Below are 11,320 nucleotides of genomic sequence, written 5' to 3' on the forward strand. Positions count from 1 at the left end.
AGTAACGACGGCGGCCGCCCTTTCGATGTGGGTGAGTGCACGATTGGGTGAGCAGTTCACCCGGTATCCGCTCTGTAGTATCGAATTGACTCGGAGTGACTTCTGATAGGCGATCATCGAGCCGCGTTCGACGTGCTCGCGTCCGCTTTGGCGCGGTGCCGGGCGGAGGCGGTCACCGGAGTGCTGCGCGTGGCCGGCAACGCGGGTGGGTTGTTCCACCTGCGTGACGGCGCGGTGGTCGCGGTCGACAGTCCCGGCTCGCCCGGAGCGGAGACGCTGCTGGTGGGATCGGGCAGGGTCGGCGCGGAGGACTGGGTCGCGGCGCTGGTGGACAGCGTCGGGACGCGGTCGCTGCAGGCCGCGCTCGCCGCCCGCGGGATCGTGGGGCCGGCCGAGGCCCAGGCGCTCGCCCTGGCCGCCGTGCGGGACGGGGCTTTCGCCGTCGCCGCAGGTCAGGTGGAGTGTTGTGATGTCGTCGACGACGTCGCCGACGGGCCGCCGCTGCCTGTGGCGGGCGGGGTCGACGTGGACGGGCTGTTGTCGGAGACAGCCCGCCGACTGGACGCGGTGGCCTCGCTCGCGGTTCCGCTGTCGCCCTACCGGGACCGCGTGGTCCCGGGACGTGCGGCGGCCGGTCTGACGCCGGAAAGGCGGGAGATCGTCGCGCACGCCACCGGGCGGCGGAATGTGCGGGATCTCGCTTTCGCGGTGGGCCGGGGCCTTTACCCGGTCACCGTCGAGATTTCCCGGATGCTCGGCGAGGGAGTGCTGGAGTTCGCCTCGCCGGTCGCGTCGTTCAGCTTTTCGCACGGGGACCTGGCAACGCTGCGGCCCCGGTCAGAACCGTCGGGGGCGGGGCGCCCCGGCTGAACCGTGTCACCCTTTCCAGACCAGGAAGGAAGAGTATTGGACTACGACGCCCTGGTAGCCGAGCTGCGGCAGCTCCGGGAGAACGTGGCGGGAGTGACCGACACCGTCATCGCCGCGTCCGACGGTATTCCGATCATTTCCGACGTCGCCAAGAGCGTCGACCCCGCGCACATCTCCGCACTCGCCGCCGCCGATCTCGGCATCGCGCGCCAGGCAGCCGAGGTGATGGGTCTGGGGACGCTCAGCCAGACCGTGGTGTTCGGCAGCAAGGGCTACATGGCCGTGTACGCCATCGGCCGGCTGTCGCTGATGGTCGCGCTGGGGGACAAGGGGCTGAACCTCGGCCGCCTGCTCCACGAGTCCCGGCCCGCGATCGAGCGGATCGGTTCGATCCTGGCGCCCTAGAGCACCGCCCGCCGAACAGAGGAATGGTCGCCGCCACATGTCCATCCTTCGTTCATTGCTCTCGTCAATGACGTCTTCGTGGGGACGTGTCCGCCTGCGGTCGAGGCACGAGCAGACAGCCGTGTCACCTCGGCCACCAGTTCACATAGGGAAGTGGAACTTCATGAACATCGACACCGCGCTCAAAGAGGCCATGTCCATCAACGGCGCCGTCGGCGTCGCGCTCGTCGACTACGACAGCGGGATGTCGCTCGGCCACGTCGGTGGAGGTGACTGGCTGAACCTGGAGATCGCCGCGGCCGGCAACACCGAGGTCGTGCGGTCGAAGCTCCGGGTGATGCAGACGCTCGGCCTGACCGACACCATCGAGGACATCCTGATCACCCTGCACCGCCAGTACCACCTCATCCGGCTGATGAGCGGCGTGAAGTCCAGGGGGTCGCTGTTCCTGTACCTGGTGCTGGAGCGGGACGTCTCGAACCTCGCGCTGGCCCGCCACCAGCTGCGGCGGATCGAGACGGACCTCCAGATCTGAGCCACCGCCGGAACGGGGCCGGGCACCGCGGAGGGTGCCCGGCCCGAGGCGTTCCCGCGGCGGACCGGGCGGGCGCGGCGGACTGACGTCACCGCGCCCCGGCGGTCAGGCCGTCGACGCGTTCAGCGTCACGTACCCCACCCCGAGCTGGGCGAACGACTCGAGCGCGAACCCGGCGAGCTGGTCGACCGCCGTCGGGTTGAGCAGCAGCATCCTGGTCTGGGCCGAGCGGGCCCCGGTCAGGCCCGGCTGCTCGCGGTACTCGATCTTGACGGTGCTGCCGCCCAGCGACGTCACCTCGACCTTCACGTCCTTGTAGACGCCGGTCAGCTTCGAGGTGATCTTCGAGACGAGGTCCTGGATCACGACGGCCGCGGTCAGGGCGGCGATGAGCGTCACGATCGTCGCCGGATCGGTGTAGAGCAGGCTGTTCTTCGGCTTCGACCACTGGCCGGCGCTGTAGAGCCTGGTCGCGCTGTTCACCTCCGTGAGGTCGATCTCGACGGCGTTCGACCTCGCCGTGCTGAACATGGTGCTCGTGACGACGTCCTGTTCGAACCACACCTGCACGGCCTCCACGGGGGTCAGCACGTCCTTGCCGGAGACGATCGGCGCCTCGGCGACGTAGATCGGGGTCGTCGTGCCCCGGCCGTTGATGTCCGTCGAGTACGCGGACAGACCGGGGTGGATCGGGCCGTAGTCGTTGTTGAGGGTGATGGACGTGACGGGGCCGCCGGAGGAGGCGTTGCCCAGCAGGCCGTCCCTGTCCAGGGTGACCTCGTCGCCGAGCCCGACCGCCACCTGGTTGGTCGCGGCGTGCACGGTGACGTTGCCCTGGAAGGTGTTGCTGCCGAAGATTTGGTAGAGCGGCTGCCACGAGAACGTGTTGTCGCTGAGGTAGCCGGCGGCCGACTGCCACACCACGTTGTAGCTGTCGTTCACCTTCTTCGCGAAGCAGAGCTTGTAGCCGCTGCTCTTCAGCGTCTTCAGGTCCTCGGGGGCGATCTGGATGTCCACGCTCTTGATCTGGCCGTCCGTCATGGTGCGCTCCTCGGGTGGTCGGCGGGGCCGTCGCGACCCCGGGACCAACCTCCGGTGCCGCCGTCTCCCGCGGGTCGTCGCCGCGCACCCCGTGCTGTCGCCCGGTCGTCCCGGCCGGACGGCGTCACCCGATGGGCTGGACTGGGCCGGAAGGGTTCGTTTGGGCCAAACGCGTTACCGGCGCTTGACGGATTTCGGGCGCGCCCGCGACACGCCGTCGCCGGGTGCTCCCCACCGGGTGACCACCGGGCCGGAAGTCAAGACCGCGCAAGACTGAGGGACGGCATCCGGCCGGTGTCGGGGGCGACGCCGCGGCAGGCACGCGCGAGACACCTCGGAGACGCGGCCGGTGCGATGCTCGGCGGGGACGGGAGGCCACGATGACCGAGGTGCCCTCGCTGGTGCTGCTGGGCCGGTTCGAGCTGCTCGCCGGGGGTGAGGAGGTCGCGCTGCCCAGGGGAGCGCAGCGGTTGCTGGCCTACCTGGCGATCCACCACGGCGACGCCGTGCACCGCCAGGCCGCCGCCGAGCAGCTGTGGCCCGAGTGCCGGCGGCAGCGCGCCACCGCCAACCTGCGGCAGGCGCTGTGGCACCTGCGGCGGGCGACGGACCGTCCGGTCGTCGAGCCCTCGGTGGACCGGCTGCGGCTGTCGCCCGCGCTGACGGTCGACTTCCGCCGGGCGGTCGAGGCCGCCCACCTCGTCGTGAACCCCGGCGCGCCCGTCAGCCCCGGCACGGCGGAGGCGCTGGTCACCGCCCTGTCCCACGACCTGCTGCCCTACTGGGCCGAGGAGTGGCTCGCTCCGGAACGGCGGCGGTGGGAGCAGGTCCGGCTGCACGCGCTGGAGGCGGTCGCCCAGCGGCTCATCTCGGCGGGCGCGCACCTCGCCGCGCTCGAAGCGGCCTTCACGGCGATCGCGATCGACCCGGTCAGGGAGACCGCGCACCGGACCGTCGTCGCGGCGCACCTCGCCCAGGGCAACTGCGGCTCGGCGCTCAAGCACTACCAGCAGTACCGGGCCCTGCTGCACCGCGAGCTGGGCGTCGCGCCGTCGTCGCAGATGACCCGGCTGGTCGCGTCGCAGGCGGTGCTGTGAGGCACGTGCCGGAAAGCACCCCGCGAGGCATGACCAACGGCGTTCCGGTTGGCCGGCAAGCACTTCACCGCACGGTGGCCGCGTTCCTACCGTCGACGGCATGACGGACGACGAGATCTTCCTGCCCAGGTTCGGGGCGGTGTGCGGAGTCGTGCTCGCCCTGTCGATCGGGGTGCCGGGCGCTGTCGAGGCGTTCACCGGCGAGACGGCCGCGACCAGCCTGGCGATCGGACTCGGGACGGCTTTCGGGGCGCCCGCGGTGCTGGCGTTCCACGGGCACCAGGCGCACGCGTCGGGGCGGTTCGGGGCGTTCGCGTTCGCGGCGAACCTGGTGGGGCTGGGGCTCTTCACCGGGGTGGCGTTCGCGCTGAACCTGGTGGTCTTCTTCCAGGAACCCGGTCAGGTGGCGCCGCTGACGAGCGCGGTGCTCAGGGCCGCGTCACTGGTGTTCGTGGCGGGGACGGTGCTGTTCGGGGTGTCGATGGTGCGGGCGAAGGTGTTCCCGGCGGTGCCGGCGTGGGGCTACGGGATCTGCTTCACGGTGCTGGCGGTGTTCGCGGCCCTGCCGGACACCCCGCTGTCCGCGCTGGTCCACGTGGCGTGCGCGGCGGTGCTGGGGTGGCTTTCGGCGGCGGTGTGGCGTGCCCGTCCGGCACTAACCTGAGCGGCATGCGCACCTCGCGGCCGGCGTTCTGGGTCTCGCCCGTGCTGTGCGCGGCCGTGCTCGTCGCCGGTGTCCACGCCGCGGTCGCCGGGCTCGGCACCACCCGGCTGCCGTTGCTCGTCGGCGGGCTCGTGGTGCTGGTCGCGCTGGACTTCGCCGAGCTCCGGCGTTACCCGGTGCGCACGCCCAGGACGGTGGCGGTGGCACTGCTGGCGTCGCGGGCGGTGCTGTACGTCGGCATCGCCTTTGTGGACGGTTCGGGGCTGGCGCGGTTGTTGTTGCTGCTCTTGCCTTTCACCGCCTTCTTCGCGTTCGGGCAGACCGTTGCCATCGGACTGGGCGTCGCGTGCCTGGCGGTCGCGGTGGTCAGCACGCCGGACTGGTACGCCCACGTGGAGAAGGTGTCCGACCTGGTGATGTTCACCGTCGGGCTGGTGATCGCGATCGCGATGGCGGCGGTGGCGGTGCGCGAACGGGACGGGCGGATCCGGCTGGAGGAGTCGCACCGAGCGGTGGCCGAGCTGGCGGCGGAGGCGGAACGGGCGCGGGTGGCCAGGGACCTGCACGACGACCTGGGCCACCACCTGACCGCGGTCGTGGTGCAGCTGGAGAAGGCCGCCGCGTTCCACGACCACGACCCCGCCACGGCCAAGACCGCCGTCCTGGACGCGCAACGGTCGGCGCGGCGGGCGTTGAACGACGTGCGCGAGTCCGTGCGGTCGCTGCGCTCGTTCCACCTGCTCGCCGCCCTCGGCGAACTGGCGGGCGACGACGTCGCGCTCGTCGTCAGCGGCTCCCCGGACGGCCACGACACCGGCGCGCTGCACGCGTTGTACCGGGCCGCGCAGGAGGGCATCACCAACGCCCGCAGGCACGCTGCCGCCACGCGCATCACCGTGGAGGTGGAGCTCGGCGCGGACCGTGCCAGGCTGACCGTCGCCGACGACGGACGCGGCATGGGCGCGGCGGCGGAGGGGTTCGGGTTGCTGGGCATGAGGGAACGGGTCGCGCTGGCCGGCGGCCGGGTCGACCTCGCCGGCACGGCGTCCGGCACGACGCTGACGGTGACGATCCCCGCGCCGGGGGCGGCGTGACCAGGGTGCTGGTCGTCGACGACCAGCGGCTGATCCGCGAGGGCATCGCGTCGTTGCTGGGCCTGCAGCCCGGCATCGAGGTCGTCGGCACGGCCGCGGACGGGCACGAGGCCGTGGAGCAGGCGGTGCTGCTGGCCCCGGACGTCGTGCTGATGGACGTGCGGATGCCGGGCCTAGACGGCGTGGAGGCGGTGGCGTTGCTGCGCCGCCGCGCCCCTGCCTGCCGAGTGGTCATGCTGACGACGTTCGACGACGAGGACTACGTAGTGCGGTCGTTGCGCGCGGGCGCTTCCGGTTACCTGCTCAAGGACCTGCCGTCGCAGGAGCTCGCCGCGGCGGTGAAGCTGGCCGCCGCGGGCGTGGCCCAGTTCGACCCGGCGGCCGCGGCCAGGCTGGCGGCGGTGCTGGACCGGTCGGACGGCCACCGCGAACCGCTGAGCGTGCGCGAGGTCGAGGTGCTGCGGCTGGTCGCGGCCGGGGCCACGAACCGGGAGATCGCCGGCCGCCTGCACCTCTCGGAGGGCACGGTGAAGAACCACGTCTCGCGGATCCTGACCAGGCTCGGTCTGCGCGACCGCACGCAGGCCGCGCTGTACGCGCAGTCGCGCGGGCTGGTGTGAGCAGGCCGGAGGTAGTGTCGTCCGGTGGGAAAGATCGTCCGCATCGGCGTGTTCTACGACGGCACGTGGTTCGCGTACCTCAGCGACTTCTACGCGACCGCGCACCGCAGGGCCGCGCGGGTCTCGCTGGACGGGCTGCACGACGCGCTGCGCTGGTTCGTCCACCAGGAGACCGGGCGGCCGCTCGACGAGTGCGTGGTGGCCGAGGCGCACTACGCGCGGGGACGCATCGAGACGCCGGCGGTGTCGTTCGACGCGGCGCTGACCGCGGCCGGGATCATCCGGCACGACCTGCCGCTGGTCGGGGGCAAGGAGAAGGGCGTCGACGTCCACCTCGCGCTGGAGGCGTGGGACCGGGCGGTGTCCGTGCCGCTCGACTGGGTGGTGCTGCTGACCGGGGACGCCGACTTCGCGCCGCTCGTGACGCGGCTGACCGAACGCGGTGTGCACGTGGTCGTGCCCGTCGTCGACGTGCGGATCGTGGACAAGCCGCCGGCCTGGACGCCGCGGACGGCGGCGCCGTTGCGGGCCGCCACGCCGTTCACGCCAGGGTTCGACGCGTTGTTCGACCCGGCCGACAAGGCCGACTACCCGTTGCGGCGGGCGTTCGTGCGGTCCGCCGGGGCCGTGGCGTCACCGGTGGGGGCACCGCGCGGGCGTCGGCGCGGGACGGTCGCCAGCTGGAAGTCGGGGCAGGCGCACGGGTTCATCACCGACACGCGCGGCGGGTCGTGGTTCGTCTCGCGTGACGACCTCCCGCAGGGGCTGACGTTGTTGCTGGCGGGCACGCCCGTGTCGTTCACCGGCTCGCCCGTCCCGCTGGCGGGCCGGAAGTACCCGCGGGCGCAGGCCGTCCGCCTGGACGACTTCCCGCGCGCCTGACGAACCCGTACGGCGACTGACCGGCGCGGGCTCAGGACCGCAGGTCGTGGACGATCAGCGACGCCGCGAGCAGCCGGACGTCCGCGGGGTCGGCCGGGTTGTAGCCGGTCAGCTCCGCGACCCTGCGCAGGCGGTAGTTCAGCGTGTTGCGGTGCAGGTGCAGCTTCTCGGCCGTGCGGTGGCGGTTGTGGTCGTTGCCCAGGAACTCGCGCAGCGTGTGCAGCAGGTCGGGGTGCTCGGCCAGCTTGTCCACGACCAGCGCCAAGCGCTTGCGGCCGGGCCCCGGGCGGCAGAGCTGGTACTCCAGCAGCACGTCGTCGAGGACGTACGCGCCGGGCGCGCGGCCGAGCCGCTGGACCAGCTCGGCGATGTCGGCGGCCTGCCGGGCGGCGGTGGGGACGTCCTCGCGGCTCTCCGCGGCGGCGATGCCGCCGACCACGCCGATGCCCGCCGCGGTGTGCAGCCTGCGGACCAGGTCGGCGGCGTCGGTCAGCTCCTGCTCCAGACCCGCGGCGGTGGTGGGCAGCAGCACCGTGCCGCCGTCGTGGTCCAGCGCGGACAGGGCGTGCTTCGGCAGCTCCGCCCGCAGCCGCCGGACCAGGGCGTGGGCGGCGAACCTCGCGTCCTCGGCCGGCGGCGGCGCGTCGACGCGCACGGCCAGCACCACGTGGTGGCTGGACAGGTCGAGCCCGATCCGGTCGGCCAGCGGCTCGGCCTCCCTGCCGGTCAGCAGGGCCGCGACCAGCGCGCGGCCCGCCTCCCGCCGTTCGGCGTGCAGGGCCTGCTGCTCGGTGAGGTAGGAGGCGGCGACGGCGGGCACCGCGACGCTCAGGTACTGCAACAGCGCGGGCACGGTCGCCAGCAGGTCGTCCACCTCGTCCTGCTCGGCGACGCTCGCCATCGCCGACCAGCCCACGTACGCGGCCACGTGGTACGTGCTGAGCACGACGTCGAGCGGCACGCCCTGCTGCGCCCGGCGCACCGCCGTGGCGATCTGGTCGGTGAGCTCCTCCACGGCCGGTGGCCGCTGTTCGCGCAGCGCCCGCAGGAATACCTGGAGGTTGTGGCTCACCGAGTCGGTGATCTCCCGGTCCACGAGCTGGTGCGGCAGCTGCCGGTAGGCGGCCGACCGGGCGAAGAACGCCTCCAGCACCTTGTCGGCGATGCCGGGGATCTGCGTCGCGGCCCGTTCGTAGAGCGGTGCCAGCGGGTCCGGGGATTGGATGTCGACCACCCGGCAGAGGTTCGCGCACGGGACGACTCGGTGCCATCGCCCGAAGCGGTCGTCTTGTGTGAGCGCTGTGCACCAAATCGCCCACGTCGCGTTGTGCAGCTGCCCGAAAAAGATGACCTGATCGAGTGACGGACGGTGAGTGCTTCGTCGCCCTTCGGTCAGAATCGGCAGTTCGAGACGTAGGGGCGGAGTGACTTGGCACATCACGCGAGCAGCGTCCAAGAATGCATGGAGTTGTTGTTGCGGCGCGGTTTTCAGCGCAGCGTCGTGCGAGACCGGATGACGTGCGTCAACGCCGTCATGTTCCGGAGGGTGTGGAAGGGCACGAACGAGACGGTCCTCGCGTACTCGGAGTCGGAGGCGCTGGCCTACCGGGTCCGCCAGGACGACGTCGACCCGGCGGACCCGTTCGTCGTCGACCCGGACCACGCGCTGTGGCAGCGCGGCGGTGAGTTCCTCGACGTCGCGGGGGAGCTCCTCGAGCTGCCGCCCGCTCCCGGCCACTCGCGGTTCTGAGACTCAGCCGGTCAGGAACTGGTCCGGCCGCAGCGCCCTGCCGGTGACGCGCGTGTCGCCAAGAGAGCCGTAGAAGCCCTGGCCGTACTGGAGGTTGAAGCCGGTCGCGCCGATGACGAACGGTTTGCCCTGGGTGGTGATGCCCCTGGACTCCTCCGCGGCGTTGCGGGCGATCTTGGCGCCGTCGACGTACATCGTCGTGCGCCGCCCGTCGTTGACGACCGCGACGTGCGTCCACCGGCCGACGGGGAGCGCGTGGCTCCACGAGGTGGGGTCGGCGTCGCCGGGCACGGGGTAGACGACGAACTGCAGGAACCGCTCGCCGGACACGTTCAGGCTGCACGTCGGCTCGTCGTCGGACCAGCCGCTGTGCTTGCCCGCGTCGCCGGCGCGGCCCTCCCAGCTCAGCACGCCCATCCACGCGTGGTCGCCGTCGAACGGGCTGGGCAGCTTGAGGAACGTCTCGATGGTGTAGCCGGACTCGAACTTCGCGCTGGTGATCGGCGCCGCGGCCGCCGTGCGCAGGATCGCGCCGCGGTCGGGGCCCTTGCCGCCGCCGAAGAACAGGCTGGCGTGCGCCGGCTGGCGGTCGTGGTGGTCGCGCGACCAGGTCAGCACGTCCGCCGGGCTGGAGTGCAGGTGCTGGACGGTGAGGTCGTTGCCCTTGCCGGTGAGGTCGCGGACGACCGTGCCGGGCGCGACGGACCCCTCGGCGGCGGAGGGCAGTCCCTCGGCGTCGAACCGCCAGTACGCCACGGTGTCCCTGGTCAGCACGGCACGCGCGGGCCGCGGGGCGGGCTTCGGCAGCGGGAACCGGGCGCCGAAGTCGATCTCGACGGTGAACCGGTCGAGGTCGCCGCTCAGCTCGGCCGTCTCGGCCTCCGGCAGGGTGTCGCGCCTGGTCAGCAGCCACGGTGAGAACGTCTCGACGTCGATCACGTTGCGCGCCAGGTCGAACGAGTAGAACCGGACCATGCCCGCGCCGCCGTAGTAGCGCTCCTGGTAGTTCGTGATGTGCAGGTGCACGGGGTTGCCGTGGTCGTTCGTCAGCGTCGTGCGCCCGGACGGCCAGTAGTGCCCGTTGAGCGTGAGGAAGATCTGGTCGTTGCGGCGGATCAGCTTGTCCCACAGCAGCTGCCCGTGGCCGGACAGCGCGGCCTGCGGGCTGTTGCCGACGAGGTCGTGCGTGGTGAGGATCGTCGGCAGACCCCTGTGCCGGTCGAGCACGCCCTGCGCCCACTCGACCCCCTTGTCCGACACCCGCCAGTCGAGCGCGAGCAGCAGCCACTCGCGGCCGCCCGCCTTGATCACGTGGAAGGTGTTGTAGCCGCCGGGGGACGCGCCGCCGAACGTCTTCATGCGCTGGAACCGGTCCGGTCCGAACGTCCGCGAGTACGGCGTCGGTCCGCGCTGGTCGTCGGTGCCGCCGGGCACGTCGTGGTTGCCGGCCAGCACGCTGTACGGCAGCTGCCCGCCGATCACGTCGAACACCGCGTCGGCGGTGCGCATCTCCTGCTCGGTGCCGTGCTCGGTCACGTCGCCGAGGTGCGCCAGGAAGACGATGTTCGCCTCGCGCCGCCTGCGGACCAGCGAGCGCAGGGCCTCCTTGACGGGTTCGGGGTCCGAGCCGCCCTCGTCGAGCAGGTACTGGGTGTCCGGCAGGACCGCGATCGTGAACCGCTGGTCGCCGGTGCCGCGGTCCGGGGTGGCCTGGGCGGTCCCGGTGCTTCCCAGGAGCGCGGCGGTGGCGGGCGCGGCGAAGGCGGCCTGCAGCAGCGTGCGGCGTCCGATGTTCGACTGTTCGGCCATGCGGGCAGCATGTCCGGCCACATCGGACAGGAGGTTGACGGGAACGGGAACAGGCGCTGAACGTTGCGAGAGCGCTCTCAGCCCTGGCGGCGCACCATCTCGTCGATCCAGACCGGGGCGAACGGCGAGGTGCAGTTCGGCGGCGTCGGGTAGTCCTTGAGGACCTCCAGCCGTTCGCCGATGCCGATCGCGCGGGCCCGCAGTGCGGGGTGCTCGATGCCGATCTGCGCCAGGCAGTGGTTCATCGTCCACTGCAACCTGTCGGGAGCCGTCTTCAGGTCCCGCTCGATCCGGTCGAGCAGCGCCGGCAGGTCGAGGCCGTCGGGCTGCTTGGCGACGCGGTCGACCGTCAACGCCCAGCCGGCGCTCGCGACCACCGGGTCTGGGTCGTCGAACCACGTCCGGCGCGCCTCGCGCAGCTCGCCCACCTCCGGTTCGCGTTCGCGCAGCCTACGGCTCAGTCGTTGAGCGCGGCGACCACCGGGCACTGCTCCTGGACGCCGTTGGCGGCGACGTCGAGCAGCGCCAGCCGCACGCGTTCGAGGTCGTGCAT

At 71.9% G+C, this 11,320-nt stretch carries 12 protein-coding genes and 1 pseudogene; 9 read left to right on the top strand and 4 right to left on the bottom strand.

Annotated features, from left to right (window positions below; genetic code table 11):
• Nucleotides 1-132: 132 nt before the first annotated feature.
• From VF330_RS13870 to VF330_RS13880, 3 genes are all read left to right on the top strand, one after another.
• A complete protein-coding gene (locus VF330_RS13870; protein ID WP_330851979.1) occupies nucleotides 133-870 on the top strand; it encodes a hypothetical protein in 738 nt (245 codons plus the stop codon).
• Between the two features lie 36 nt (nucleotides 871-906).
• The gene (locus VF330_RS13875) at nucleotides 907-1,275 is read left to right on the top strand and encodes a roadblock/LC7 domain-containing protein (RefSeq protein WP_330851980.1); all 369 of its coding nucleotides are present in this window, start codon (nucleotides 907-909) and stop codon (nucleotides 1,273-1,275) included.
• Between the two features lie 163 nt (nucleotides 1,276-1,438).
• Complete coding sequence (locus VF330_RS13880; RefSeq protein ID WP_330851981.1) at nucleotides 1,439-1,810, top strand: hypothetical protein; 372 nt, start codon at nucleotides 1,439-1,441, stop codon at nucleotides 1,808-1,810.
• A gap of 105 nt (nucleotides 1,811-1,915) precedes the next feature.
• Here the strand turns inward: VF330_RS13880 and VF330_RS13885 are convergent, their stop codons facing one another.
• Nucleotides 1,916-2,851, bottom strand: coding sequence for a hypothetical protein (locus VF330_RS13885; protein ID WP_330851982.1), 936 nt, complete (start codon nucleotides 2,849-2,851; stop codon nucleotides 1,916-1,918).
• Between the two features lie 380 nt (nucleotides 2,852-3,231).
• On the opposite strand from VF330_RS13885, the gene VF330_RS13890 reads away from it, so the two are divergent.
• The 5 genes from VF330_RS13890 (at nucleotide 3,232) to VF330_RS13910 (ending at nucleotide 7,208) form a co-directional block, all read left to right on the top strand.
• Nucleotides 3,232-3,948 carry an AfsR/SARP family transcriptional regulator gene (locus VF330_RS13890; RefSeq protein ID WP_330851983.1) on the top strand — a complete coding sequence of 239 codons (717 nt, stop codon included), beginning with the start codon at nucleotides 3,232-3,234 and terminating at the stop codon, nucleotides 3,946-3,948.
• Nucleotides 3,949-4,048: 100 nt separating this feature from the next.
• A complete protein-coding gene (locus VF330_RS13895; protein ID WP_330851984.1) occupies nucleotides 4,049-4,612 on the top strand; it encodes a hypothetical protein in 564 nt (187 codons plus the stop codon).
• Between the two features lie 5 nt (nucleotides 4,613-4,617).
• Nucleotides 4,618-5,706, top strand: coding sequence for a sensor histidine kinase (locus VF330_RS13900; RefSeq protein ID WP_330851985.1), 1,089 nt, complete (start codon nucleotides 4,618-4,620; stop codon nucleotides 5,704-5,706).
• Nucleotides 5,703-6,326, top strand: coding sequence for a response regulator transcription factor (locus VF330_RS13905; protein ID WP_330851986.1), 624 nt, complete (start codon nucleotides 5,703-5,705; stop codon nucleotides 6,324-6,326). Before VF330_RS13900 ends, VF330_RS13905 begins: the two co-directional genes overlap by 4 nt.
• A 24-nt stretch (nucleotides 6,327-6,350) precedes the next feature.
• Entirely contained in the window at nucleotides 6,351-7,208 is an 858-nt protein-coding gene (locus VF330_RS13910) for an NYN domain-containing protein (RefSeq protein WP_330851987.1), read from the top strand.
• A 31-nt stretch (nucleotides 7,209-7,239) separates the two neighbouring features.
• Here VF330_RS13910 and VF330_RS13915 read toward each other — a convergent pair whose 3' ends face one another.
• The gene (locus VF330_RS13915; RefSeq protein ID WP_330851988.1) at nucleotides 7,240-8,442 is read right to left on the bottom strand and encodes a helix-turn-helix domain-containing protein; all 1,203 of its coding nucleotides are present in this window, start codon (nucleotides 8,440-8,442) and stop codon (nucleotides 7,240-7,242) included.
• A 228-nt stretch (nucleotides 8,443-8,670) separates the two neighbouring features.
• Here VF330_RS13915 and VF330_RS13920 point away from each other — a divergent pair, with 228 nt between their 5' ends.
• Nucleotides 8,671-8,958: a hypothetical protein gene (locus tag VF330_RS13920; protein ID WP_330851989.1), complete on the top strand. Its 288-nt coding sequence runs from the start codon at nucleotides 8,671-8,673 to the stop codon at nucleotides 8,956-8,958.
• Nucleotides 8,959-8,961: 3 nt separating this feature from the next.
• On the opposite strand, the gene VF330_RS13925 is transcribed toward VF330_RS13920, so the two are convergent.
• Both VF330_RS13925 and VF330_RS13930 read right to left on the bottom strand, forming a co-directional pair.
• Nucleotides 8,962-10,767: a LamG-like jellyroll fold domain-containing protein gene (locus tag VF330_RS13925; RefSeq protein WP_330851990.1), complete on the bottom strand. Its 1,806-nt coding sequence runs from the start codon at nucleotides 10,765-10,767 to the stop codon at nucleotides 8,962-8,964.
• A 77-nt stretch (nucleotides 10,768-10,844) separates the two neighbouring features.
• Nucleotides 10,845-11,195 (bottom strand): annotated as a pseudogene (locus VF330_RS13930) (DNA alkylation repair protein); the annotation flags it as partial.
• Between the last annotated feature and the right edge of the window lie 125 nt (nucleotides 11,196-11,320).

This window comes from Lentzea sp. (assembly GCF_036380075.1).
GTDB lineage: Bacteria > Actinomycetota > Actinomycetes > Mycobacteriales > Pseudonocardiaceae > Lentzea.

Bases quoted from the DNA above. Each gene is read 5' to 3' on its own strand.
- VF330_RS13880 (WP_330851981.1), top strand. From the start codon at position 1,439: ATGAACATCGACACCGCGCTCAAAGAGGCCATGTCCATCAACGGCGCC.
- VF330_RS13885 (WP_330851982.1), bottom strand. From the start codon at position 2,851: ATGACGGACGGCCAGATCAAGAGCGTGGACATCCAGATCGCCCCCGAG.
- VF330_RS13890 (WP_330851983.1), top strand. From the start codon at position 3,232: ATGACCGAGGTGCCCTCGCTGGTGCTGCTGGGCCGGTTCGAGCTGCTC.
- VF330_RS13895 (WP_330851984.1), top strand. From the start codon at position 4,049: ATGACGGACGACGAGATCTTCCTGCCCAGGTTCGGGGCGGTGTGCGGA.
- VF330_RS13900 (WP_330851985.1), top strand. From the start codon at position 4,618: ATGCGCACCTCGCGGCCGGCGTTCTGGGTCTCGCCCGTGCTGTGCGCG.
- VF330_RS13920 (WP_330851989.1), top strand. From the start codon at position 8,671: ATGGAGTTGTTGTTGCGGCGCGGTTTTCAGCGCAGCGTCGTGCGAGAC.
- VF330_RS13925 (WP_330851990.1), bottom strand. From the start codon at position 10,767: ATGGCCGAACAGTCGAACATCGGACGCCGCACGCTGCTGCAGGCCGCC.